The 26,882-nt window shown below is 35.3% G+C and carries 18 protein-coding genes; 1 reads left to right on the top strand and 17 read right to left on the bottom strand.

Annotation, left to right across the window (positions count from 1 at the left end; all coding sequences use genetic code 11):
• Positions 1–37: 37 nt before the first annotated feature.
• From IPI65_07750 to IPI65_07680, 15 genes are all read right to left on the bottom strand, one after another.
• A complete protein-coding gene (locus IPI65_07750) occupies positions 38–1,720 on the bottom strand; it encodes a T9SS type A sorting domain-containing protein (GenBank protein MBK7441410.1) in 1,683 nt (560 codons plus the stop codon).
• Between the two features lie 196 nt (positions 1,721–1,916).
• Positions 1,917–2,975 (bottom strand): beta-lactamase family protein, encoded by a 1,059-nt coding sequence (locus IPI65_07745; GenBank protein ID MBK7441409.1) that lies wholly within the window; start codon positions 2,973–2,975, stop codon positions 1,917–1,919.
• A 597-nt stretch (positions 2,976–3,572) separates the two neighbouring features.
• Positions 3,573–4,748 carry a hypothetical protein gene (locus IPI65_07740; GenBank protein MBK7441408.1) on the bottom strand — a complete coding sequence of 392 codons (1,176 nt, stop codon included), beginning with the start codon at positions 4,746–4,748 and terminating at the stop codon, positions 3,573–3,575.
• Between the two features lie 123 nt (positions 4,749–4,871).
• Entirely contained in the window at positions 4,872–7,091 is a 2,220-nt protein-coding gene (locus IPI65_07735) for a hypothetical protein (protein MBK7441407.1), read from the bottom strand.
• Between the two features lie 312 nt (positions 7,092–7,403).
• Positions 7,404–8,078, bottom strand: a complete 675-nt coding sequence (locus IPI65_07730; protein ID MBK7441406.1) for a T9SS type A sorting domain-containing protein — start codon at positions 8,076–8,078, stop codon at positions 7,404–7,406.
• Positions 8,079–8,975: 897 nt separating this feature from the next.
• On the bottom strand, positions 8,976–11,996 hold the full coding sequence (locus IPI65_07725) for a CotH kinase family protein (protein ID MBK7441405.1): 3,021 nt from the start codon (positions 11,994–11,996) through the stop codon (positions 8,976–8,978).
• Between the two features lie 449 nt (positions 11,997–12,445).
• Entirely contained in the window at positions 12,446–12,904 is a 459-nt protein-coding gene (locus tag IPI65_07720; GenBank protein MBK7441404.1) for a PA2169 family four-helix-bundle protein, read from the bottom strand.
• Between the two features lie 194 nt (positions 12,905–13,098).
• Positions 13,099–13,674 carry a ferritin-like domain-containing protein gene (locus IPI65_07715; protein MBK7441403.1) on the bottom strand — a complete coding sequence of 192 codons (576 nt, stop codon included), beginning with the start codon at positions 13,672–13,674 and terminating at the stop codon, positions 13,099–13,101.
• 71 nt (positions 13,675–13,745) lie between these two features.
• A complete protein-coding gene (locus tag IPI65_07710) occupies positions 13,746–14,186 on the bottom strand; it encodes a hypothetical protein (protein ID MBK7441402.1) in 441 nt (146 codons plus the stop codon).
• A gap of 233 nt (positions 14,187–14,419) precedes the next feature.
• On the bottom strand, positions 14,420–15,007 hold the full coding sequence (locus IPI65_07705) for a DUF4142 domain-containing protein (protein ID MBK7441401.1): 588 nt from the start codon (positions 15,005–15,007) through the stop codon (positions 14,420–14,422).
• A gap of 40 nt (positions 15,008–15,047) precedes the next feature.
• Positions 15,048–16,658 carry an FAD-dependent oxidoreductase gene (locus IPI65_07700; protein MBK7441400.1) on the bottom strand — a complete coding sequence of 537 codons (1,611 nt, stop codon included), beginning with the start codon at positions 16,656–16,658 and terminating at the stop codon, positions 15,048–15,050.
• 281 nt (positions 16,659–16,939) lie between these two features.
• Complete coding sequence (locus IPI65_07695; protein MBK7441399.1) at positions 16,940–17,155, bottom strand: hypothetical protein; 216 nt, start codon at positions 17,153–17,155, stop codon at positions 16,940–16,942.
• Between the two features lie 150 nt (positions 17,156–17,305).
• Positions 17,306–18,493 carry a beta-lactamase family protein gene (locus IPI65_07690; protein MBK7441398.1) on the bottom strand — a complete coding sequence of 396 codons (1,188 nt, stop codon included), beginning with the start codon at positions 18,491–18,493 and terminating at the stop codon, positions 17,306–17,308.
• Positions 18,483–19,082, bottom strand: coding sequence for a hypothetical protein (locus IPI65_07685; GenBank protein MBK7441397.1), 600 nt, complete (start codon positions 19,080–19,082; stop codon positions 18,483–18,485). The genes IPI65_07690 and IPI65_07685 overlap by 11 nt, the downstream gene beginning before the upstream one ends.
• 118 nt (positions 19,083–19,200) lie before the next feature.
• Entirely contained in the window at positions 19,201–19,515 is a 315-nt protein-coding gene (locus IPI65_07680; protein ID MBK7441396.1) for a hypothetical protein, read from the bottom strand.
• Between the two features lie 375 nt (positions 19,516–19,890).
• On the opposite strand from IPI65_07680, the gene mutS reads away from it, so the two are divergent.
• Complete coding sequence (mutS, locus tag IPI65_07675; protein MBK7441395.1) at positions 19,891–22,461, top strand: DNA mismatch repair protein MutS; 2,571 nt, start codon at positions 19,891–19,893, stop codon at positions 22,459–22,461.
• An 8-nt stretch (positions 22,462–22,469) separates the two neighbouring features.
• Here mutS and IPI65_07670 read toward each other — a convergent pair whose 3' ends face one another.
• Both IPI65_07670 and IPI65_07665 read right to left on the bottom strand, forming a co-directional pair.
• Positions 22,470–23,219, bottom strand: a complete 750-nt coding sequence (locus IPI65_07670) for a DUF481 domain-containing protein (protein MBK7441394.1) — start codon at positions 23,217–23,219, stop codon at positions 22,470–22,472.
• Positions 23,220–23,689: 470 nt separating this feature from the next.
• Entirely contained in the window at positions 23,690–26,818 is a 3,129-nt protein-coding gene (locus IPI65_07665; protein MBK7441393.1) for a glycosyl hydrolase, read from the bottom strand.
• Between the last annotated feature and the right edge of the window lie 64 nt (positions 26,819–26,882).

Here is a 26,882-nt window from a genome sequence, read left to right as displayed (position 1 = left end):
TTTAGCCTGAATGAAATTACTAACCTGCTTATTGGCTTTAATTACCGGTAACCACCATCCTGGTTTGATAGATCATTTCTGCTTTTTCCCATTTCACTACATAACATCCCTGCATTAAATTAACAACATCAATTGCGAAAGCCCCGGCAGGTAATGCGGTTACCGTGTTCACCTCGCGACCGGTCATATCATAAACGGATAAGGTGCCATCGGCAAAAGGAATGCTAACAATAAATTGATTGGTAACAGGGTTCGGGCCAGCAGACAACGTATAAGTGCTATAATTTTCAATGCCAACCTCAAAAACTACAGGTGCAATTTTATATAATCCCCACACCTCTTCGTCGGTGCTGTCGATGCCGCCAAAATATAAATCACCATCTAAAAATTCCGTGCTGCGAAATGGTTGAACACCACTGAATATTTTGGTTCCTGCATTGCTTCCATTTGTTTGCACCATACGTATCGACATTGCAAAATCTGATATTTTAGTTAAAGCATGATAAAAGAAATAATCACTACCTGCTTCGCTGTTAAAATCATGCACTTCAGGTATACTACCAACACTTTCGAATTCATAAACCATATTGGTTCCTGCTCCTGAACCATCGGTAGTTGCTAAACCAAATGCAGAAAAATCGGGTGCAAAACCGGAGAAAAATAACTTATCGTTAAAATTATAAAATCCATGTGCAACACTTGAAGCCATAACATCAGCTGCATTTACTAAAACTGTTCCGCCCGGTGTGCCATCTGTTTTCCATAATCCGGAATGATCAAAATTTCCATCAAATGCATAACAATACATTGTGCCATTCGCATCACATAAATTTGTGATATCATTTAATTCATTATTTAATGTAATTGTTCCGGCATCTGTTCCGTCTGTGCGAAATAAATCGAATGTAACCGGTAACGATGCATCAATTCTTCCAATAAAATACAAGTAGTTACCACTAACAGTAAATTTCGGATCAATACTGCTTGCATATCCATTATTTAAAGCGCCATTTATACCCGGAACAATATCTTTTACAATTTGTGTTCCCGCAGCAGTGCCATCACTTTTATATAATTCATAACCATACACATCATCGCGTGCTGCAAAATATAACATATTGTTAAACACAATTAAATGCTCCGGATTTGAGCCATAAATTTCATCAGCAGAAATATTTTTCACCATTTGTGTGCCTGCTTCTGTTCCATCGGTTGACCATAATTCAAAACCATGCACATTATCGTTTGCAGCGAAAAATAATTTTCCATTAAATTCTGTAAAATAGGGGAAATTAAACGAAGGCGATTCAAATCCACTTGGTCCCGGATAAATATCTTTTAACATCATCGTTCCCGCTGCAGTGCCATCGGATTTCCAGATTTCCAAACCATGCGGCCCATCAGTAGCTATAAAATAAAATTCATTATTGTAGATCACAAAATTCCTATCGTTATAAGCCATTCCAAATTCAGTGTTCGACAATATACTGCCATTCAAATTACCATTAATATCTTTCACCTGCATGGTGCCCGCTTCGGTGCCATCTGAACGCCATAATTCGTAGTTATTACCCTCCGCCTTGCTGGTAGCAAAAAACAATAAAGTGCCATTCAGGTTAACAATGTAATCATACGGGTATATATTGGTATTCACCGGAGTTACCTGACTGTAAACTGCGTAACTCATTAACAGACAAGCAATTGTAAAGATTTTTTTCATAATTCGGTTGTTTTTAATTCAAGTTGCCTAAAACCTATTGCAATTTTAAATTAAATATAAACAATTCCATTCACTGAATACCGTGAATTTGCAAAATACGGGTCAAAATTGGCAGTTAATTTGCTCCGGTACGGTTAAAAAAGAAGATTCAGAAATTGATTTTACTACTTTTTGTATTTTTTACAATAAGTAGTGATTACTCACTTAAATTACCTTTCGCAGCCAAGCCGCAAATCAATTTTCTGATTTCCGTTTCAAACCAATAGTTTATTTCCATATTATCATAAGCCTGGTTTTCGAGAATTACCACACTTATTTTTTCTTCAGGGAACCAAAGTGTGAGTGAGGTAAATCCCTGGTCAGGTGCAGTTCCGGTATGTCCAAAATATTTAACCGGCATACCGTCATTTACACGAAGTGCGTAACCATAACCAATTTTATCAGGACCAAATGTAACATGTTGACCTGTTATGGTATAGGATGTCATTAAGCGATAAGCAGCAGGTGAAATTAATTTACCATTATGTAAAGCATTATTCCAGATGGTCATGTCGCCCGCAGTTGAAACTAATCCTGCTGCAGGTATTTTTTCAAGAGCGATGATAACGCTATCTATTGATTTATTTTTTAAAGTGCCAATATATTTATTGCCGATGATTAAATTTTGTTGGTTGCTGAAATTCGGAAAGTAGGAATGTTGCATACCAACCTTTTCAAAAAGTTGTGTAACCAATTGAGCATAGGATTGTTTTTCAACTGCCTCAATTATTTTACCCAGTAAAATGTAATTAATATCGCTGTATTTAAAGTCAGTGCCAGGCGCAAATAATAAAGGTTCGTTTTTGCCGGTTAAACCGCCGGAGTGATTTAGCAATTGATGAACAGTAACTGAATCAGCCCAAGACATAGTTAGTTCAGGGAGGTAATTTTTAATTGGATTGTTTAGGTTAATTAATCCTTTGTCAACCGCTTGCAAAACCAAGACTGCTGTAATTTGTTTACTGTTTGATAATAGCACAAACTCGTCAGATAAATTAATTGCTTTACTATTAAGAGAATCAGTAAAACCAATGGCATTACTGTAAATGGTATTCCCGTTTTTACTGATCAATACGACTCCGCTAAAGCTGCGTGGGTTATTAATTTGCAGCAGGCTATCCATTTTTGCTTTTATAATCGAGTTGGATTGACCACTACTTTTGCATTGCACCAAACTCATTACAATAAGACAGCCAATAAGGTGGAGGTATTTCATATTTTAAATCGCAGTTTTTAGGTATTCGGACAGATGTTATCAATAATAAAATTCAAAGGTATTTATTTTTTTTAGGTTTATGTTCCAGCAGGTGCAATAATGGTGAAATGACGATAAATTTTTGTGATAGAGACTGTAGAAGGAAATTCTAGCCCGGATGGGAGCGGAAACAAGCTGATGTACCAATGTGATGATGTACCGATGTACCAATGGAACAGCCGCTTTATGTGTTGATGTGATAATTTTTACTTTGACGCAAATTGAGATTGGGCTGCGAATTGTTATTCCCTAAATGAAGCTATTTACAGTTTGTTGCAGCGGACAGCCGGTAGGGATTGTGTTGGTGTGGGGAAAGGTGATGCTCCAAAAATAAATTTAATTGAGTACGAAGCATTTACATTCCGGTTAGGTTGACCATTAACCAAATGATGTGTGACCAAATTTCAATGTGGAGGGTTGCGATTTTGCATTGCAGTTTATTAATTCGAATTACTTATCTGTTTTAAAACTATTTACCATCTTTGTTTATGCCAAATAAACGCATAAAATGTGTGCTATTTCAAACTACTGCAATTCAGGTAAAATTATTCTCCAGGATTATTTATTATTAATTTTATTATTTATCAATCCGTAAACCCATGCATTGTAGTTTGCTGAATCAACGCCGGCAATTTCTTTCAATATTGCATAATAGTTTTCGTTGCCCTTTTGAAATTTACCCGAATTGAGTAATTTCCAAACTGCTTCAAATCCGTATTGTTTTTCAAGTTGTTGAACAATTAATGCATTAATTACATAATCAACATACAAGTGGTTTGCATCATTTTCGCCAAAATTAAATGGGTTTTCTTTATATTCCTTCCAATCTGTTTGTTCGGTTATCGGAATAGATTTGATAAATTGTGTAAATATTTCGTTCCAACTCAGCCCCCAACTACCGCCATACAAATAAGCGCACCCTTCATCAACAGGCTTATTTAGGGTATTTCGTGGCACCACCAAACTGAGTCGGTCGTGCCATAAATCATGTTTATCGAAGTCAGTGAATTCATTACTGTGCTCACCTGCAACAATTAACTTCTTATTATCGGCCACCGATGCCAAAGTATTGAGTTGAATGCCTGCATATTCAGCCTTATACAATACACCAATTAATTTTAAAACTTCATTAAAATTATCGCAGCAATAAAATTCAGTAGACTTATCTGTTGATTTTAATTTAGCATCTATTGTCCCCGCAAAAGTTGTATAGTCCAACACCTTATTTTTTTGGATATCGGTTTTGAAGTAAACTGTTGTATTTTGCTCAGTAAATGTTTTCCAGTTTAATGTATTATATTTTAGTGGGGATGAAAATAAAAAGCCGTTACTTCCTTTATGGGCGATTATTTCAAAAATTGCATTCAGTTGAGGTATACTGTCGCTTGTAGACAAATAAGCAACCTGCAACAAATATTGAGCAACTTCTACTTCGATACAATTTATGATATGCGCTTTATAAAAATTTGTTTCCCGCGAATTTTGATTTGTTGTAATACCTAATATTTCATCTAATAAAATATATGTTTCAATTTTTTGTGCAGGCAATACGAATTTGTTGCTTTCATTGGGTAATTGTGCAGCATTTAAAAAGTCGTTTGTGTTAGATACTAAAAGTGTATCCAGGACGGCATCATTAGTTAAAGTTAATCCTTTTATCACTTTAATTTTGGTGTTTTGTGCTGATAAAAAGACCGGCATGTAAAGTAGCAATAACAAAGTAGAAATACGCATAGGTGTTGATTTGATGGAAAATAAAAAATAGCAGCAACCATATTAATGGCTACCGCAATTAAATTTATCAAGCCATTTTTCAACAAATAACATGCCACTAATTGCTAAAGCGCACTACCAATTTTATTGTTTAACTATAATTCCCACTTCGGGTGTTAAATCATTTATAACAAAGTAAAATAAGCCGGTATTAAAATTGCTCAGGTCAATTATTTGTTGACTTGCGTTAATTTTTCCGCGTAGCATTATTTCACCCAGCGTATTAGTAACAATGTAATTTCTCCCGATATCGCTTTCATCAAATTGAATTAAACATTTATTTGTAGTTGGATTTGGTGAAATTAACAACCGTGTTGTTTCAGCAAGTTCAGGGATTGCCACTTCATTAAATTGATTCGTAATTTTCCAAACATTATTCGTACTGATTCCACACATATACCAAAGTGCATTATCAAATACTGTTGTAGATTGCGCGTGACGTGTGCCTTCCGGTAAATTGCCTGTTGTGGTTTTTAATTCACGCCAGTTTATGCCATCCGGTGAATACCAAACATCATTTAATTCGATTCCTGCTGTTATTCCACCCATTACCCAAATATTATTATCAAACCATGCAACAGTATGCCAGTATCTTCCCATCCAGGGTGCAGAAGGGTTTATTAAATTCCAAGTAATACCATCTGCAGTATTCCAAACTTCATTAAACGGACGTCGTTCACCTTCATTGGCACCACTAAGCATCCACATAAAACCATTATCATCAACACAAGAATTAATCTGCATACCTCTACCCGACCATGGTGCATCCGGTAATTTATTCCATGATTCACCATTATCACTTTGCCATACGTCATTTAATCCTAAACCACTGCACTGTTCGCCACCAAATAATGTTAGTTTATCATTTAAAATTGCATAATTCGGCATATTACGTTTTGTATAGCCAGGTATGGTATCAATAATTTGCACCCAGTTTATTCCATCAGTTGAATTCCAAACATCAGTTAAACAACCTGATTGAGGATCACCGCCTATTACCCAAATATTATCGGTATTAGATAACCATGCAGCACAATGTCGTGGTGGCCATGCTGCATTTGTTTCGAAGTTCCAGTTTTCTCCATCAGTTGAACTCCAAACTTCATTATGGGTATAATTAGGTTCATGAAATGGAGGATCCCAGCCACCTAATAACCACATTTTATTTTTAAATGCAACTAATCCTGACCCATCCTTTGCCGGAAAAGGCAATGCGTCAGTTACTTCAGTCCAGGTATAAGGGCTAACAATAAATTGCCCTGATTGCTGAAATTTTGTTGAGTCCGCCCTGTCTTCAACGCGCACCTCAACAGTTGTACCCGGTGCAAAACTCATATCCACATAAGTGTAATTTTCGAAGGCTAACCCGGAGTGATCTGCGTTAATCCACGCTCCATTATTTATACTATAAGTAACCATTATAGAATCACTTATTTGTGTTGTATCATATTCCCAATACACCAACACATTTGAACCAAAAACATAGGCATCTGTAGCTTGAGGATTTACAAATTGAATAGGATTATTTTCAAACCATAATAGGTCAATATCCTGTTGTGATAAAGCACGTTTATATAACCGTAAATCATCAATGTCACCTTTAAAACGGTACGGCATCGCACTAAAAACCATGTTAATTGCATCGCCAAGTTCGTCAGCGAAATAAGTGTTGATGCTTAAATAATATAATTGATGGTTACGGTAAATTTTAAATGTATCTGCTTCTCTGCTTATAACAAAATGGCTCCATTCGCCCTTTATAAAATTTCCTGCAACACCTTCAGCCAATGCATTTGATTCAATTCCTGTTCCATTCCAATAAACGTAAGTTTGATACCAAACCTGCTTATAGTATTCAAGGTAAAAACGATTGTGACTGTTTAACTGGATTTCAAAATTTTGAGTGGTATCATCCGGTGATTGTTTAGATGAAAACAAATTCATTATAGCGGAGGAATTTGTTTTGTACCAAAAACTGATTGCAAAATCTCCGGTAATTGGTGCAAATTTATCAACAGGCAAAACAAGTGAATCATTTTCACCATCAAAATGAAATGCTGCATTTGGTGAGCCAAACCGATCTGCAGTAAATGCTCCTTCTGCTTCAGTAATATGTTTTAAATTACCCGATGCATCGTTTAATGTATTATTAAAATTGTAATAAGCAGCAAGGCTATCTTCAAGTGTTTGATTAAAAACAGCAGTACTCGTAATGAAAAATAAAAATGTAGTTAGATATATTTTACCCATTTTAACCAACCTGTTTTTAGTTTTATCGGTTACAATTTTGATGAAAGTTAACAATAATTTTGTTGGTTAGTTAACTGTTTTTGTGATAGCGGCTCCATGCGGTACAACTAGCCCGGATGGGAGCGGAAACAAACGTGTTAATGTGCTAATGTGTTAATGTGCTGATGTGCTGATTGAACAGCCGGATTATGTGTTAACTTGATAATATATGCCTTGACGCAAATTGAAATTGGGCTACGAATTGTTATTCCCTAAATGAAGCTATTTACAGTTTGTTGCAGCGGACAGCCGGTAGGGATTGTGCTGGTGTGGGGAAAGGTGATGCTCCAAAAAATATTTATATTATTTCATGTGTACACATGTATTTTATTCTTTTACAAAAGATTTAACGATACCGGAATTTTCTAATCTAACATAATAAATTCCTGAAGGATAGGATGTCAACGATATATTTAAATCGGGTTGTCCTGAAAGTGTAGTTAAAATTTGTCCGCTATAATTCATGATTTGAATTTTTTGATTTATAAATTCCGGATCCATGCAGATATGTAAATTTTCAGTTGCGGGATTAGGATAAACCTGCATGACATTATTTTTTAGGTTTGCATTAATTGCTTCTGTTTCATTTTGCAACACAAGTGTCAAAGGTATATAACACGTTACAATTGAATCACCAACCCAATCGGAGTCATAAATATGGAACAATGCCGGTATTACGGTATTGTTTGGAAAATCCGTATTTATAAAAGTGATTTCCAGCTCAAACCATTGAACAGAGCCTGAATCCAAGGAGGATAAAACCATTAAATCATTTGACTCAATGTAGGGATTTTCCGGTAATAAAACCAATAAAGTTGGATACACGGTAAATGTAGTATCATTATAATATAGATCACCCGTAACTATAGTATCCATACCCGGAAAAAGATAAACGGTATCAATATTCAAACTTAAATTATTGCAATCGGCCAGCGATTGTGCATGTATAAATTTTAAACTTGAAATTAAGAGAATGGTTAAAAGTAAACGATTAAGTTTCATATGCCTGATTTTAATAGTGAGGAGAAAATTTTATCTAAAATAAGTAAAATATTGCATCTCATTAAAAAATTAACAAAAAATTGCCAAATAATTACAGAAGGATTAAGAAAAATTTAAAGGTATACAATTTAGGCACTTCAAAACAATTTTTAAGTTAAAAGGGGGAAAAGAGGCCGGGCTGCGAATTCCACTTTTTCCCACACAAACACAAAAAAAAAGTAAAAGAGAGAAATGTTTTTATCAATTCAAAAATTAGAAAAACCATAAAAAAAAAAATCTCCCTTTTTTTTCTTTTCCACACAAAAGAGGGCGGGCAAGGCACTTCATCCTTCAACAAATTTATTTAAAAATTTAAAAAAATTTTTTTTTTTTTTTTAAATAGTGTTTTTTTAATTAAACCGGGGGGGAAAAAAAAAAAGGGTTGGGAAAAAAAAAATTTTATTTCTACCCCCCCAAAATCCTTTTTTCCCACAAAAATATTTTTTCTTTCATTCCATTATTTTTTTTAAAAAATCACACCCTTTACAAAAAAAAAAAATTAAAATTAACAAAAAAACAATTGGTGTTGGGTTTGGGGGAAAATAAAAAACAAAAATTTGTTTGGGGGGGTAATTCCCTCCCACCTCAAAAAAAAAAATTTTTTATTTTTTTTTTTTTTTTTTTTTTTTCCCCCCCCCCAACCCACCCCCCCCCAAAAAAAAAAAATTAAACAGACAAACAAAAAAAAATTTTTTTTTTGGATGGAGAAAAAAACAAAAAACAAAACAAACCCCGGCGTCCTGTTTAAAAAAAATTTTTTTTTTTTTTTTTTTTTTTTTTTTTCTTTCACCATCATATATCCACAAAAAAAAAAAAAAAAAAACCACCAAAAAAAAAAAAAATAAAAATTTTTAAGCATTAAATCTTCAAAAATTGCATCACCTCAAGTGTATGTGATCCGTTATTTATGCGCACATAATATAAAGCAGAATGCAGTTTAGAGACATTAATTGTAGTTGTATTGGCAGATTGATTAATATCACCCTGTTCTACAAGTTGTCCTTGCAAATCATAAATACGATAAACTGTATTTTCAGCAAGTGTTGGGTTATTATGTGCAATTGTAATCACACCATTACTGGGCGAAGGATACAATGTAAAATCAATTGTTGGCCCGTCAGGTGGAGGAGGTATTAATTTAAATACTGCTGTAAATGTGATGGTATCCAGATTTACATTTGTTTCAATTATTGGATTTAATGTATCTGTAATTAAAGTGTTTGGCACCCAATTAACAAACATATATCCGGAATCCGGAATAGCGGTTAACTGAATAGGCACACCATCAAAATAAATACCTGTCCAAGGATAAGTTGCCGGATGAATCGTATTTAATTGAATACTTCCGGTGCTATCAGGAAATATTGCCAGTTTAACTTCTACTTCCTTATTTAAATTAAATTCGCTCAATAAATCTCCGCGCACCTGATCGTTTCTGCAAGCGAGTTGTTCTTGAAATATTTCGTGGTTATTGGTAAAATTTGCCATTTGGCCTTCAATGTCAAATGGGTCGCCCCAACGTGCATATTCATTAGGCATTTCTACAACCATTTTATCATAAAAAGCCTGCTCACCTGCCAATAAGGTATCGGTTAAATAACTGGTATTTAATAAATCGGCATATCTGTTGATGAACGAATTTAGATAAGCTTCATTTTGTATACTTTGTAACCAGATATTTATATATGGATTATCGGTACTTTGATCTTCCATATAACGAATATGATTATAAAAACAGGTTGTCCATCCGTTAGGATTAAGTGATAATTCCAAATCAATTAAAGCAAAACGCCAGCGGTAATTGGTTTTATTTGAACGATAAATTTTAATGTTATTTCCAGGCCAATCGGTATTTCCCATCCATGATTCTGCAATGATGTAGTCGGTGTAATGGCTTAAATCGAAATATTTATCTGCGTCAATCATATAATTTTCATCATTTGGGTCTAATGCATCAAAAGCTGCATAGTCATTATAAAAATTATCTACATTACCTTCCAGTGCGCGCAAAATCAAATTATAAAAATAACTCATCGATAATATTTCTATTGAGTCTTTGTCAATATCTTCGCGCTCATCAAAATATTCGGTGTTAAATTTTTCACGCAATTCATATAATCCGAAATAGGCGCCATTAATATAAACACTAACCGGCTCCATTGCAGAATAATAATTATTTGTTCCTTTGCTCATGATACTTACCTGAGTAGCATCTTTTTGCGGATAATTTAACCATTGGTTGCTACCATTTCGTAAATACACATCGCTGTAGGAATTCCGAAATGGAATATTAGGAATTAATTGTTCATGAATTGTTTCTTCGCCAAGTGCGTTATCATCAAAACTCAATCGGAATGAATGTTGCGGATTAGATCGGCTTCCACCAGCTCCCCCATCCATACGCATAGCAGTACGTGTTTCAAATAATTCCGGATGACCTTCCGCTTTAGTTAACCAGGTAATATGTGCAGCTTTTACCCAATCAGAATTATAATTATCAAAAATGCCATCTGCGCCATATAAATTTGAATTTTCGGTGGTAATCAGCAAAATAGGTGTGCTGTGATCAATATCAAATAAATAAGTACCATAGGTATCATAACTTGGCAATAAATTAGTTGCCGTGACAGGAAATATTTTGGCACGAATTACCACATTTGCATTTATCGTTATTGGTGCTCCAGAATATTCAGTAGAAGAAAATAGCGGCTCGCTTCCATCTATAGTATATACTACCTTAGTGTCAATTCCGGCATCGTTTGGATTAATAATATCAAGCGAAAAAGCATCATTAACTATGCCGGTTGCCACTGATAAAATTGGCGCAGCTAATGAATCAATATAAACGGTTGCTACATTATTTGTACTACCGGGTGTTGGCGACATCCAAACAATTTCCGCATCTGCATCCGGTGAGCGACCCACTGAAACATCCACACGTGGGGAGTTTACATACAAGGAGCTAATATTTGTTCCACCGGCATCGAACAAATAAATGGTTTCTCCTTCAGCATCAATTTTAAAATTTGTATGATTTTGATAACCATCTACCGGAATTAAACTTTCTGTTAAGTCATTTAAGTTTGTAGCGATTATGGATATATCAATATAAGAATAAATGATATCATTTGTAGAAGCAACTTCAAATCCGATAGAATTTATTGGACCTGCTGTAATGCCTGCTGCTAATAATTCCGAAGCATGAATTAAAATTTGATGCCTTGCACTCCAGTACCAGTTACCATAAGGTGCCGGATAATCGGTATTTGAATTTTGAATTGTTCCTGCATCAATGGTAATTCCGTTTACTTGCAAATTCGGACGTTGATAATACATATATCCAAATGTTGCCGAACACGATGCATCACTGCCATCGTTGAATGTAGCAACTGTTGACACATAAGGAGTGGCAGTCTGATTAAAAATGGCATTTTCAGTATAGCCGGTATTGTTATAGGAACAAATATTCAGAATAATATTGCTACTGCCATCCCATTCAAATTCAGTGGTAAAATTATGTGTATTCCATCCGGCAAAGGGAGTGTAATCCAAATCGTTTATCGCATTTATAAAGGGTGCTGTCTGGTATCGATTTTTTTCACTGCAAAAAATCTGCAAAAATGCATTAGGCTCCAAACTCAGTCCTGTTAAGGGCCATAATGTTGGTTCAGACAATTTATCGCTCAACGTAAAGTCCGATAAATCGATTGTTGTAGCACCTGCGTTATATAACTCTATCCAATCTTCATTTTCGGCATCTTCGTCAATACCGGTAACATAATTTTTATTTGAGCCTTCATTGATAACTACCTGGGCATTTGTGCAAAAAGAAATGGTAAGGAATAAAACAATTGCAATCAGCGTAAATTTTACCGGCATAGGATATTATTAAATTGAAGATAATTGGATATGGACGTGATAAGTTATTCCAAAATTAATTTAATTTTATATAAATGTTAATTTGGTGTCCCAATTAAGAAATATTATACCTTACTTATTTCTGCCAATTACTCGACACAACCCTTTTGAATGTTACGTTTCAGGCACATAATGCAAGTAAATCTTAAACAGATTTACAATTGTCAAAAATTTGCAATTTTTGTAAAGCCGGTTGCGCACGGGTTTTTGTTGAATGCTTAGTTGAACAAATCTCCTATTTGCTCCAAATTATACAATGTGTGTTGAGGTAACCTAAATTAAAAACACCAACCAACAATACATTGCTGTATCATCAATTGGTGATATCACTATTACTATAGAAATACCTGAATTATATGGCCATAATAAACCATTGAATTAAGGTGGAGTAAAACTTATTTAAACCCGGCTTAGGCACTTGCGAGGGCATCGCGCAAAGATTTTACCGTGCTGTGATCAGCCAGTAATAAACTAAACTGATCGTTTACCATCGTTTCCTGCATATCATTAAAATGTCTGGTATCATCTTCCATTACATTTTCGTATGTTTTAATGGCAGCATCTTCACCAAATTCACATGAGTTTAAAATTGCTTTACGGTCTTTACCTGTTAATGCCGCTTTAACATCCATCCATGCGCGGAAAAATTTCCCTGAAGCCTTTGTTCCTTCAGAAGGTTCGCCGCCTAATGCTATTACTTCAGCTTCAAGTTCTCTTTTACATTTTTGACTTGTAGCCATTAAGTTTGCAAACAAGGTTTTGAGATCTGCCTCTTCAGTTTCTTTAGACGCTGTTTCATAACCTTCAATTCTGTCATTATTTATTGTGATGAGTTTATTTAACGCATCAATTGTTTTTTGATTTTCCATTTCTTTAGTATTTTAAATATTTATTAAATAGTAATATGATAATTACAACTGCTAATGTTTGTGTGGTTTTCAGGAGCATTAACTACACTGCCCGAGTAACATGTAAATAATCAGGAAAACGATGATTGTTCCTATACAGCCTCCACCTAATTTTTTTGCGCCGTAACCTGCAATAATAGTTCTGAAAAAATTATTCATTTCTTTGTTTTTGTATTTGACGCATCAATATTTATTGCAGATGTTGCCACTTCTGAAAGTTTTTCATCGGCTGCTTTTTCTTCTTCCAGTGTTGTTGCTAAAAGCGCAACTGATTTTTTTAATCCCAATGTTTCGGCAAACTGACGCAAGGTGCCATAGGTGGCAATTTCGTAATGCTCAATTTTTTGTCCGGCAGCAATTATACCTGCATCGCGCATTGCACCTTTTTCACAAGATTGCATAATTTCCGTTCCTTCTCTAATTAGGCCATCCATTGCCTCACATTTTTTTGCGACTGCCTTTTTACCAAGTTCAATAAAAACTTCTTCTAATCGCTCAACATGCTGATAAGTTTCTTCCAAATGAGCCTCCAATGCATCCATTAAATCTTGAGAAGTCGCATTTTTCTGCATTTTAGGAATTGCTTTCGTTAAAGCCTTTTCTGCCCAAAGTATGTCTTTAAGTTCATCTTCAAATAATTGCATTAATTGTGAAGATTGCATTGAACTAACTGAACCGGCAATTTCAGCAGAAGGCTTTTTTTTAGCAGCGGATGTCGATTTATTTTGCATTGTAACTAATTTTTTAAACTTGATTTAAATAAAAATATGTGTGCCTTTACAGGAATTTTTCGTGTTCAGAATTACACTTTATCCGCTTCCTTATCAGGGTCATCTGTTGTGATAACACCGCGTTTTTTTACTTTACCATTTTCATCCATTTCTTCTTCATCTTCATCAATGTCTACATCCAAATCTTCATCAATATCTTCCTCATCGCCCATCTCCCCTTCGTTTAAATCGGTGTCGATACGTTTTTTAACACGATCTTTTTCATCCGGATTATCCATGGTGTCATCATCATTCATATCAGAATCTTTCCGTTTTGGATCAACCTGATTTTTGGCAGGACGATGATTGGGATCGTAACTTTCTTCCTCCTCTTTTTTCACAGGATGTTTTTCATCTTTATTCAAGTTTTTTGTTCCGTCTCCGGAATGTTGTTTGTTCAAATCCTGATTTTTAGAATCCTGAGTAGTGCGTTCAGTTTGCTGAAAGCCCTTGTCGTTTTTATTTTTAGTCATAGTAAACGTGTTTAGATTATTAATAAATGTAATATGGTAAAGATGTAATTAAATTTTATAGTGAGTATTATATAATTTACGCTAACCTTTACATGATTCATAGTTTAAAACAAAACCTACAACCCCAGAATTACATAATCATCACAAATCAAAGGGGTACTAGTGTGAATTTTAAAATGCGGTTACTTATGTCGTTAATCAATTTGGATATTCGTCAGTTTCCAAAACTAGGATTATTTATTCATTTTACACTTTTCCTGACAATCGAGCGAATAGTCTAAATGTGCACGCAAATCAGGCAATGAAGTGGTAGCCCAATTTTTTATATCCATATCTTCACAATCTGAAGATGCCTTTTCGAAAGTTTTAATAGCGTCTTTATGTTTATCGACCATCATATCGGCATATGCTTTGTCAAAATCAGTTCCGGATTTTTCATTTAATTTACCATACGATTTCATCGCATCATCAGTTGGTGAAGTTGGTATACTTACAAATTTATTGTTGGCTAATGTTGCGAGATCATTTTGTGATTTTGTATGCATCTCAACCATCATTTTACCCAATTCTTTAACATGTGAGCTGCTGCCTTTTTGCTGCGCCAACTGTCCTAATTGAATTTCTTCAATGTTCATTTCTGCTGCATTAACAACAAATTGAGCATCTTTTTCCTGTTGATTGGAATCAAATTTTTCATCATTTTGCTCTTCAGCAACATCTTTAACATCATCAGATTTTTTTCCGTTACTGCATGATGCAAAAAATAAACCTGTGGTAAATAACATTACCATGCAGGTAGCAGTTTTAATATTAGTAGTCATTTTTTAGTTTTTAAATTGTTTATGAATAGATTTTGGTATTTTAATTCAATTTTGTTTCCTCAATACTTATTTTCTTTAAATCTCCGATAGCCGGACCGTTAATTAAATTACCCTTTCCGGTAAATCGCGAGCCATGCATCGGACAGTCAAATGTTTTTTCATCAGCATTCCAATGTAATATGGCAGCTAAATGGGGGCAAACACCTGAGCAGGTATGTAATTCATTTTCATCATCACGATATACAGCAATGTGTTTAGCACCCGAAACAAATATGGCCCCTTCACCGGGTTTTAAATTATTAGCACTTTTTCCATTTTCGGTTGTAAACCAATCGGCATATTGTGCAATCATATTTCCGGCTTCGTGCAAATATTTTCCGGTATTTTTTAATGTGATGCGTGAGGGACTGTATATTTTAGCCCAAGGGTTATCTTTTCCCGTAATTAAATCTGTTATAATTAAACCGCCTAAGGTGCCGTATGTGATACCATTTCCTGACTGACCGGTTATAATATAAATATTATCATCCCCCGGATTTTTTCCAATGTAAGCTAAACCATCAATTGGCTCGAGCACCTGGCCACTCCACTTGTAAATAATTTCTCCCAAATCAGGGAATTGTTTTTTGGTCCATTGAATCAATTTATCATATCTGCCGGGTTCAGGTATATCTTCGTCATTTGCCTGCCCTGTTCGGTGATCTTCTCCACCTGCAATTAATACATCATAGTTATCATCCAATGATTCTGTTCTTACATAATGATATGGCTTTGAAACCCATTTAGAATTTTGATCACCTGTGTCCCACAACAAAACATTTGGCAATTTTCCTTTTGGGATTTTAGCTGCAATCACGTATGTTCGATATGGCCATTGTTTTGTGTGCATGGTAACCCAATCGTTAATTGGTGAATTGGTTGCAACAACAATGTTTTTTGCTTTAATATTAAATCCATTCGCAACTACACCTTCCTTTGATACCTTTTCGGCTCTTGTTTCAGTATATATTTTGCCGCCTAATAAAATAAATGCATCAACCAGCCCTTTCATATATAACATGATATGCAATTCTGCCTGATTGGGAAACTTGATACACCACTTCACATGTTCAGAATAAATTCCCGGAATTTTATTGAGCATTTGGGTAATTAATCCAATACGCTGAGTAGCTTTATATTCATCCTGCAAATTTTCATTAGAGTCTGTTTCATGTGCAAATAAATACCCATCAACTCGTTTAAAATGGCAGTCAATTCGATTTATGTTAATGGTATTATTTACCCATTCAATAGCAGCATTATGGCTTTGAGCAACTAATCTGGCTGTATCAATATCATAAGTTTTTTCCAAATCAACATATCTTGCATCGAGGACACAAGTAAGATGTCCGGTTGTTCTTCCTGTTTCACCACTACCAATAAATCCGTCTTCAATTAATGTTACTTTTTGCCCTTGAGTGGCGAGACAATATGCAGCGGTAAGACCTGCAATTCCACCTCCAACAACAACAGTATCCGTTTCAATATCTTCTTTCAAACGCGCAAATGCAATTGGCTGAATCATCGTGCCAATCCAATATGGAACCTGATCACCGGAAGTAATTGCACCATCTCCCAAATCTTTTAATATTTGAGTAGTGTTATTTGTCATGGGTTCTATTTGTTCAATTAATTCCGGACTTTTATTTTCAATCATAATTAGGTTTACTATAAATAATTAAATAACAAAATTGATGCAAACCAGCAAAGTATCTATTACATGATTTACTCAATTCATTACATGATTCCACAAAAGAATAAAATATGCATTTCGGATTGCCGAATACAGTATTTTATTCTAATTAAAAGTGTGCATTTTCCCTATTGGGTTAAATAGATAGCAGAATAAGTATGCTTGTTTAAAAGGGTTTCAAAATATTTTTATATAATTCTTTAATCTAAAGCGACATCATCAAAGTTTTGGTCCGCATGGTGAATTATTCTATTCTTTTTTTTGGGGCGTTTTACCCTTTGAGTTTGCGCAGGATCTTTCACCTTTACATTTAATTGTTCAGTAGTAGGCTGCTGCCCATTAAAATCCTGATTGGTTTTTATTTCCGTTATCCGGTTACCTTGCTTCAAAGTTTTATTTGATTTACCTTTTGCCATATTTCATCATTTTATATCATATAAAAATTTGATAATAGGTAAAGTTTCCAAAATAAAACAGATTAATTGTTATACAATTCCCTGAAAGGGTTATAAGATTCACAGAATGTGAAAATTCGCTAAGTCAATAATTTAGGCATTTAAAGCCTATTACTTAGTCGCCAGAATAATTTTCTCCATGGCAGATTTTGTAGAAACAAATTGGTCAATTTTGCCATAATTGCTATTAACAGCATATACAACTGTAGTGCTGTCTTCAGGGAAATAAATCATATTCGCATAATATCCCACAGCATCACCACTATGCATATAAGCAATACCCTGATCGGTTGTTATTCTAAAAATTCCCAAACCATAATCAATTGGAAAAAAAGCAGGATCCGGATGTTCAGGCGTTTTCCAGTCAAGCATTTCATTTAATGTAGTCTCACTAATTATTTCTCCCTGCATTAAGGCACGGAAAAATATATTCATATCATATGGATTTGAAATTAACCCACCATCTGCTGTATAGTAATCCCATCCACTGTAATAGGTGCTTTCTGTTACCTGCAATTTGCTATACATATCAATATAACCCCTTACAATTCCATATGGGATATGGTCCTTAGCTGCAAAAGTGGTCATGGTTAAATTTAGCGGGTCAAATATTTTCTCCGCAAAAACTTCATAAAACGGTTTGCCTTCAATTTTTTCAATTAACATACCGAGTAAAATATATCCGGTATTTGAATATCGAACATCTTCATCAGGTGCAAAATATGCTTCTTGCCCATATGCATAATCTAGCAAATCTTCCGGTTGCCATTCTCTGATAAAATCATTTATTGAAGCTGTCTGGAATTGTAAATTTTGAATGTAGTTGTAAACGCCGCTTGAGTGTTGCATAAGTTGGCGAATGGTTGCTAGCTCAGCATTTGGAACTTTATTTATAACATCTCCGTCCAGATAATCAGAAATTTTATCATCCAAATTCAATTTTCCTTCTTCCATTAATTTCAATACAGTAGTAGCAGTAAACATTTTTACCGTGGAACCTACTCTTGTGATATTACAAGGCTGCATATCGACATCATTAAACAAATCAGCTTTACCACCGGCTCCCATCCACATGCCTGTTTGCGGGTGGTACACCGACATTAAAACTCCAACTACACCGCTGGATGTCATTTCGTCCAATACTGCCTGATAGGTATTATTTTCAGGATTTGTTGCACTGCTATCTTCAAAATTAAAATTACAGGTATAATAATTGGCATTTATTACTTCTCCCTTATGGCATCCATAAAGTGTATATAATGAAATGATTAGTAAAATAAATAAACTTTTATTTTGCATCTGCTATATCGATAAAAAATTTTGCACCTAAATGTAAGTTGATATGCGACATGATGGGAATAAAATCCGGAGAAAACGGATACTCTGCCCATGACTGGTAACGAATAAATATTTGGGGACTATCTTTTTCTGCTTTCAGTAAGTTATAACCAATATCAAACGACAAAGATGGCGTCATTCTGGTATTCCCTTTGTCAGGTGTATGGATATAATGTCCGTTAACTAAAGTAAACTCTTGTTCTGTGGTAAATGTATGTAAATAACCAACTCCAATTAAACCGGAAACTTCAATCCCCAAACCAAAACGGTAGGAATACCCTAATTCCGTATTCAATCCAATTCCCTGCTCAAGGTGGTCATGATAAAAATAGGAAATATTTGCAGTTTGAAACAATCTGGTATGCTCATGTAACCGGTAATTAAATTCCGTGCCCATTTGAATGCCAGGATGTATAGGTGTGGTAAAAAATCTGGTAAAAGGGATAGCTGTAGATTCATTGAAGAGTGAAACAGTTAGCGGTATTTCTTTAACCTGACCCAACAAAACGATTGGGCAAATGAACAGTATAAAAAGATAATTCCTAATCATGTAATTTCTTTAATTATTTGTCACGAATTTGTCATGGCAAAATGGGGAATTGATATATAATTACGGAATGCATTTTCCGCTTCAAAATTACCGCAAATTTATTGTTTTATTTAAGTTTTTATTCAATCGTTATTATTGCATCAACTTGTAAATCCTTTAATATAACACTGTATACGCTGTTGTTCACTTCCAACACAATTTCCGCATGCGTTTCATACTCAGTATTTTCTTTGTCCGGTATCATCACACTTAAAACCTTAAATGTATTGCGTGGTGTTTCAGGTAACTTATTTTTTATACGGTCCAGAATCAATTTCCAGTTACTTTCAATTTTTTTGAAGTAATCCACCTGGTAGGCAGTAATAACATCCTTAAAAACAGGGAATACCAATTCAATTTTTTTATTAATTGGTGAGTCAATAATGCAGACCATGTTTTTTGAATCACCAAACATTTTCAAAGTAAAATTTCCCAATTCATTTTCAACCAATATTGGCTTTATTTTACTGTTTTTGTTAAAAAAGTTGAAAATCCCCATTTATATTAAGTATTCCGGTTGGTTAAAAATTTTGGATAGTATACACATTCAAAGGTAGTCCAAATAATAATTTACAAAAAAGGAAATTACGCATATAAGTAATCACTTAAGCGGTTATTGGAGGTGTTTCTGCCACAATACCCGCTTAAGCGTTGAAACACTGTTAATTACGTAGTAAGTCCCCCTGCATTTGCCACGTATTTATTCCCTTCAATCGATTAGCAAACCCTATATTTGCAGCGCATGAAACCTGTGAAAGAAACCCCCTTAATGGGCCAGTACAACAAAATCAAAAGCAAACATCCGGATGCTATTTTGTTGTTTCGGGTGGGCGATTTTTATGAAACATTTTCACAGGATGCCGTAATTACAGCAAAAGTATTGGGCATAGTGCTCACCAAACGTGCAAATGGAGCAGCAACACATATTGAATTGGCCGGATTTCCATACCATGCACTGGATGCTTATCTGCCAAAACTGGTACGTGCAGGTTATCGGGTTGCCATTTGTGAACAACTTGAAGACCCCAAACTCACTAAAATGATTGTTAAACGAGGGGTAACCGAACTCATTACCCCCGGTGTGGCAACTAACGATAAGATGTTGGATACCCGTTCCAACAATTATCTCGCAAGTTATTTTGGCGATAAATCTTCTGCAGGCATGTCGTTCCTCGATATTTCTACCGGCGAATTTTTTGTCGCTCAGGGCGGACCGGAACACTTTGAAAAATTATTGCACAGTTTACAACCTGCTGAAATCATTTTAGCCAAACAACATCAAAAACATTTTAAAGAATTATACGGCAATAAATTTTATGTGTATGCTTTGGACGACTGGATTTATACCGAAGATTATACACGTGAAAAATTATTGACACATTTTGGCACTGTTAATTTAAAAGGTTTTGGCATTGATGATATGCATCAGGCAATTATTGCCGCAGGTGCAAGTATTCATTATTTAAGTGATACCGAACATAATAATATCGGACATATTACCGGTATTTCACGTTTGGCTGAGGATGCGTATGTGTGGCTCGACAGATTTACCATTCGCAACCTTGAATTGATTCATGCTTCCAGTGAAGATGGTTCCAGTTTATTAAAAGTTTTAGACCATACCATTACCCCAATGGGTACACGATTATTAAAAAAATATATCGTGATGCCGTTGAAAGATAAAATTGCTATCGATGCACGATTAAGTGTTGTTGAACATTTAATAAAAGACCAGCAATTAAATATTGTTATCAGCACAGCACTAAAACAAATCGGTGACCTTGAACGTGTTGTATCAAAAGTATCGCTGCAAAAAATTAATCCACGGGAAGTGTTGCAGCTCAATCGTGCGTTACATGCCTTAGTGCCACTCAAAAGTGCACTCATTGCTTCAGGAAACAAACAATTACAACAACTCGGCGATCAAATTAATTTGTGTGAGGTAATTCGTGCACAAATTGACGAGCAAATTGCTGAAGATGCACCTGCACTCGTAAACAAAGGCGGATTAATTAAACGTGGTGTTCACCCTGAACTTGATGAACTGCGCGATATCGGAAATTCAGGAAAAGATTTTTTGCTGAAATTACAACAAGATGAAATTATCCGCACCGGAATTCCAAGTCTGAAAATCGGATTTAATAATGTGTTTGGTTATTTTTTGGAAGTAACCAATAAATATAAAGACGTTGTTCCCTCCGATTGGATTCGCAAACAAACCCTCACCAGCGGTGAACGATTTATTACGCCTTTATTAAAAGAATACGAAGATAAAATTTTAGGTGCGGAAGATAAATGCCTTGCGCTGGAACAAAAAATTTATGAAACTTTAATAACAAGTTTGCAGGAATATGTTAAGCCGATTCAATTAAATGCTTCAGTTGTGGCGAGATTAGATGTATTATTTAATTTCGCAAATCTTGCACTGCAATACAATTATCGCAAACCTGAAATTACCGAAGATTATATTTTAGATATTACAGATGGCAGACATCCTGTAATTGAACACCATTTACCGGTTGGCGAAAATTATGTGCCAAATTCCATTTTACTGGATACCGATGAACAACAAGTAATGATTATAACCGGTCCGAACATGGCCGGAAAAAGTGCGTTGTTGCGTCAAACCGCACTTATTGTATTAATGGCACAAATGGGCAGTTTTGTTCCGGCTGCAGCTGCTAAAATCGGAATTGTCGATAAAATATTTACCCGCGTTGGGGCAAGTGATAATATTTCTTCCGGTGAATCTACTTTTATGGTGGAGATGAATGAAACGGCAAGTATCATGAATAATCTCTCCAACCGCAGTTTAATTTTATTGGATGAAATTGGTCGGGGAACTTCCACTTACGATGGTATTTCAATAGCCTGGAGTTTATGCGAATTTTTACATCAGCACCCAACTGCTCGTGCCAAAACTTTATTTGCAACACATTACCACGAATTAATTGAACTGGAAACGAAATTCGAAAGAATAAAAAATTATCACGTCAGCACAAAAGAAGCCGGCAACAAAGTAATTTTTCTGCGAAAACTGCAAAAAGGTGGCAGTAAACATAGTTTTGGTATTCACGTAGCACGTATGGCCGGTATGCCTCCGGGTATAGTTACACGCGCGAATGAAATTTTAAAACAATTAGAAGATAAACATATTGGTGTTGACCTGAAAGATAAACTCAAAAAAATTCAGACACAACAATATCAGCTCAATATGTTCAGCATGGATGACCCGCAATTAATTAAAATACGGGAATTACTCGAAAATCTGGATATCAACAGTTTGAGCCCGATTGAGGCCCTCATGAAATTAAATGAGTTGAAAGACGCTATTAATTGATATCGCGTTTAAAATTCCAATCCAATTCCGGCAGTCATCTCATAAATGGTATTTACCACACCTTCCGCAGGTCGAGAATCGTCCAGTAAATTATAATTTAAGTCAAGATATAATTTTTTGGTGAGGAAACTTTTTAAATCGAAACTGGTAGAAATTCTTCTATCAGAAAAATCGTTGAACAATGGTTGAAAATATGTTGTACTAACCAGCGAAAACTGATCGTTAGGCGATAAAGTAAAAGAAACATAACTGCTCAGGCGGTGATTATTTTGAACGGTCACAATGTCGGCGTTCTTTTCATTTTCATTCATATATAAAGCAGCAGTATATAATCTGAATTTGTCAGTACCAATTAATTTAAAGCGCGGACCCGTTCCTACTAAAATCCGGTAATCTATTGCCAGAGGTTCATTATACTGACCTTGAATAAACGCCTCCCAAACAAAGCGGTCGCGGATTTTATAATTATACCGAAAATGTTGGAACCCTGAATTCACAAAACTCTGCGTCTCATTTACCTGCACACTGGCTACATCGGTAAGTAATAAAAACAAACTCTTTTTATTTTTATACTGGATATGAATATCCGTATTAAACGACAAAACAAAATCATTGTTTTTATTCAGATACATAGCCGCTTCGCCACTCCCGGCCCACCCAACTGTATCGGTCTTTATACGCTTATCTTCGATATTGATAACCTGTGTAGATGCATTTAAACTGAACAACAGTAATGCGAATAAGATTAGGTTTTTCATGTTAATGTGGTTTTTGCAAAGTTAAAAATAATGTACCAATGTGGTAATGTACCGATGTACCAATTGAACAGCCGGGAAATTAATGTGCTGATGTGCTAATGTGCCAATGTGCTAATTAAACAGCCGAATGATGTAGTAATGAAATAATTTTACTCTATCCTTGCCACATAACGCTTCACCCATTAGCTAATTTACTAATAAAAAGTTAATTCATAGCTCAGCATGCTACCTTACGACTCACCCCATTAGCTAATTTGCTAATCAACTAATTTGCTAATTATCAACACTTCACCCCATTAGCTAATTTGCTAATCAACTAATTTGCTAATTCAATAAAAAGTTAATTCAAAGCTCAGCATGCCACCTTACGACTCACTCCATTTGCTAATTTGCTAATCAGCTAATCTGCTAATTATCACACGACTCACCCCATTAGCTAATAAGCTAATTTGCTAATCAGCTAATTGCCCCTAATCTGTAACAATCACCGGCAAGGCAAGCTGCGTAATCATTTTATTTAAAGCAGCAACTTGGGTCGATTTAATTTGTTCGTATTTTTTTAATTGTTCGTCAATTTGGCTTTTAAGTTCTTCATAAACTAATTTTTGGTTGGCAGATGGTCGGTAGTTGCCATAGGATGCAGCATTATAAACGCCTGCTAATTTATCGTTTAATTTAATGCCGTAATTCAGCATATCCTGATTACTTTTATTGCGACCTTCATATAATACATCAATTATTGCTGTTAATTGTTTTTTAATTGATGCTACAGAATCTTTTAATTCCTGAGGTGCTGTATTGCCTAATTTATTAATATAAGCATCCATTTGCGACTGTAAGGCCCACATATCTTTTATCGCATTTTGAGTTTCATTAAATTTATCGCGCACCGTAATTAAAAAGTCGTGCTGCAATTGATAATCCTGTAAGCTTGCGGTAGAATTCGGGTCCTGTAAAATTTTAAAGTTTACGGTTGTGCTGTCTTTCCCGTATTTAATTTGAGCACTGTAATTCCCGGGCGCCGCTGCAGGTCCGCCCGGCGTGCCATTCCATAAAAACATACCATCTACCTGCACACATCCTGAATATTGAAAACTCCAGTTAAAATAATTTAACCCTGCCTTCGTATTTTTTATCTGATACTCCTTTTCTCCCGAATTGGATGCATAGGTATTAATCGTATCCCCTTGCTGGTCAAAAATTACAATTTGTAAAACAGCAATGGAATCTTCACCTTTTTTATTTTTTAATTCCGGCAGAAAATAATTCATCACAACACCCGGAGGTGGATTTTTACCGGCATTTACCGGATTTTCAATTTGATAGCCATCAATACGATAAGTATCACGAACCGGGAAAACCGTAAATCCTTTTTTACTGATATTGTTTTCCATTTTTTGCAAAACAGTAATATCATCTAAAATCCAAAAACTACGACCTTGTGTGGCAACTATTAAATCGTTGTTTTTAAAAGTCATATCAGTAATAGGTACAATTGGTAAATTTAATTGGAATGGATACCAGTTAGCGCCGCTGTTGTAAGAAATATACATTCCATACTCCGTTCCGCAAAACAACAAACCTTCACGTTTTTTATCTGCACGAATTACACGGGTAAAATGTTTATCGGCAATACCTGATGTAATTTTATTCCAAGTTTTTCCATAATCTGTTGTTACATATAAATAAGGAGTAAAATCATCCGACTTATATTTTGTTCCGGCAAAATACATTTTTCCTTTTTGAAATGGGTCTACCTCAATACAATTTATCATCATATCTTTTGGCATATTCGCCGGTGTAATATTCTCCCAATTTTTACCATCGTCTTTGGTTACATATAATAATCCATCATCGCTTCCTGTATATATTAATCCTTTCTCCAATTCCGATTCCGCCGCAGCAAAAATGGTACAATACACTTCCACACCGGTATTATCTTTTGTAATAATTCCTCCGCTTGGTTGTTGTTTTGTTTTATCGTTTGTTGTTAAATCCGGCGACATGGCAATCCATGTAGTTCCTTCATCTTCAGTATAAAATAATACATTGCCCGCAGCATATAATCGTTTCGGATTATGTGGTGAAAAAAATATCGGAAAATTCCATTGAAAACGATATTTCTGTGTTCCGGCGCCTTGTCCCAGCGGGTCGTTAGGCCATACAGTAATATTTCTCGCATCGCCGGTTTCGTGGTTGTAACATCCTATAAATCCGGAATAATTTCCACCATAAACTACATCATTATCTAAAGGACTCGGCACCACAAATCCACTTTCAAATCCTGCTGTTGGCTCCCAATCGCTGTTATCAATTTGTCCGCCTTTACTGCGGTGTGCAATACGCAATGAAGAATTATCCTGTTGTGCACCATATATGCGGTAAGGCACTTCATTATCTGTGCTTACCCGATATATTTGTGCGGTTGGCTGATTATAATATGTACTCCAGTTATTTCCCCCGTCAAATGAAACCTGAGCACCACCATCATCACCAATAATCATACGTTGCGGATTATTCGGGTCTATCCATAAATCATGATGATCGCCATGTGGAGTATTTATTGAATTAAATGTTTTTGCACCATCCGTACTTTTCCAAAATTCGACATTTAATACATAAACAACATTTTCATTTTTCGGATCACAAAATATTTTCGAAAAATACCATGCGCGTTGTCGCTGATTACTATTATCGGAAGCCTTTGTCCATGTTTTTCCCGCATCCGCACTTTTAAAAATACCGCCGTTTTTTGCTTCAATTATCGCATAATAAATATCGGGATTACTTGCTGCAATCGTAATACCGATTATTCCTAAAGTATCCTGCGGCAAACCTTTATTTTTTGTAATATTTGTCCAGTTATTTCCTGCATCGGTGGTTTTGTAAATACCTGAACCGGGGCCACCACTTTCAAGTGAATAAGGTGTTCTTTTTACATTCCAGAATGTAGCTAATAGAATATTCGGATCTGTTGGATCAATCACTAAATCGCAAGCACCAACATTTTCATTTACATATAATATTTTTTCCCAGCTCACACCACCATTCATCGACCGAAAAATTCCACGCTCCGAATTTGGTCCAAATAAATGCCCGAGTGCTGCAACATAAATAACATTTGAATTTTTTGGATGAATAACAATGCGCATAATATGGCGCGTATCCGTCAACCCCATATTTTTCCAACTGCGTCCACCATTTTCTGATTTCCAGATGCCCATGCCTTCACTCACATTGCCACGCATGGTATTTTCTCCCATACCCACAAAAATTGTAGCCGGATCAGATTTACTTACGGCAATACTGCCCACAGAGCCACCAAAAAATCCATCAGAAATATTTTTCCAGTTGCTGCCACCATCCTGAGTTTTCCATACTCCACCACCGGTTGAACCAAAATAAAATAATTGTTCATCATTTAAATCGCCCACCACAGCAGTGCTTCTACCACCCCGCCAGGGGCCGACATTCCTGAATTTTAATTCAGCAGTAACAGTGGTATCAAATGGCAATACTGTTGCCGGTTTTACATTTTTTTGTGCAGCTAAGGATAATGAGAATAAAATGAAGCTGATAATACTAAGTAAATTTTTCATAGATAATAGGTTGGTATCACGAAATAACCGAATACAAATGGAACTACAAAGAAAACTATGTGAA

Source organism: Bacteroidota bacterium (assembly GCA_016706255.1).
Taxonomy (GTDB): domain Bacteria; phylum Bacteroidota; class Bacteroidia; order Chitinophagales; family BACL12; genus UBA7236.
Note: the sequence above shows the minus strand (reverse complement) of the source record. Positions and strands in the feature narration are given on the sequence as shown.

Coding starts and splice junctions, on each gene's coding strand:
- IPI65_07750 (MBK7441410.1), bottom strand. CDS start 1,720: ATGAAAAAAATCTTTACAATTGCTTGTCTGTTAATGAGTTACGCAGTT.
- IPI65_07745 (MBK7441409.1), bottom strand. CDS start 2,975: ATGAAATACCTCCACCTTATTGGCTGTCTTATTGTAATGAGTTTGGTG.
- IPI65_07740 (MBK7441408.1), bottom strand. CDS start 4,748: ATGCGTATTTCTACTTTGTTATTGCTACTTTACATGCCGGTCTTTTTA.
- IPI65_07730 (MBK7441406.1), bottom strand. CDS start 8,078: ATGAAACTTAATCGTTTACTTTTAACCATTCTCTTAATTTCAAGTTTA.
- IPI65_07725 (MBK7441405.1), bottom strand. CDS start 11,996: ATGCCGGTAAAATTTACGCTGATTGCAATTGTTTTATTCCTTACCATT.
- IPI65_07720 (MBK7441404.1), bottom strand. CDS start 12,904: ATGGAAAATCAAAAAACAATTGATGCGTTAAATAAACTCATCACAATA.
- IPI65_07715 (MBK7441403.1), bottom strand. CDS start 13,674: ATGCAAAATAAATCGACATCCGCTGCTAAAAAAAAGCCTTCTGCTGAA.
- IPI65_07710 (MBK7441402.1), bottom strand. CDS start 14,186: ATGACTAAAAATAAAAACGACAAGGGCTTTCAGCAAACTGAACGCACT.
- IPI65_07705 (MBK7441401.1), bottom strand. CDS start 15,007: ATGACTACTAATATTAAAACTGCTACCTGCATGGTAATGTTATTTACC.
- IPI65_07700 (MBK7441400.1), bottom strand. CDS start 16,658: ATGACAAATAACACTACTCAAATATTAAAAGATTTGGGAGATGGTGCA.
- IPI65_07695 (MBK7441399.1), bottom strand. CDS start 17,155: ATGGCAAAAGGTAAATCAAATAAAACTTTGAAGCAAGGTAACCGGATA.
- IPI65_07690 (MBK7441398.1), bottom strand. CDS start 18,493: ATGCAAAATAAAAGTTTATTTATTTTACTAATCATTTCATTATATACA.
- IPI65_07685 (MBK7441397.1), bottom strand. CDS start 19,082: ATGATTAGGAATTATCTTTTTATACTGTTCATTTGCCCAATCGTTTTG.
- IPI65_07680 (MBK7441396.1), bottom strand. CDS start 19,515: ATGGTCTGCATTATTGACTCACCAATTAATAAAAAAATTGAATTGGTA.
- mutS (MBK7441395.1), top strand. CDS start 19,891: ATGGGCCAGTACAACAAAATCAAAAGCAAACATCCGGATGCTATTTTG.
- IPI65_07670 (MBK7441394.1), bottom strand. CDS start 23,219: ATGAAAAACCTAATCTTATTCGCATTACTGTTGTTCAGTTTAAATGCA.
- IPI65_07665 (MBK7441393.1), bottom strand. CDS start 26,818: ATGAAAAATTTACTTAGTATTATCAGCTTCATTTTATTCTCATTATCC.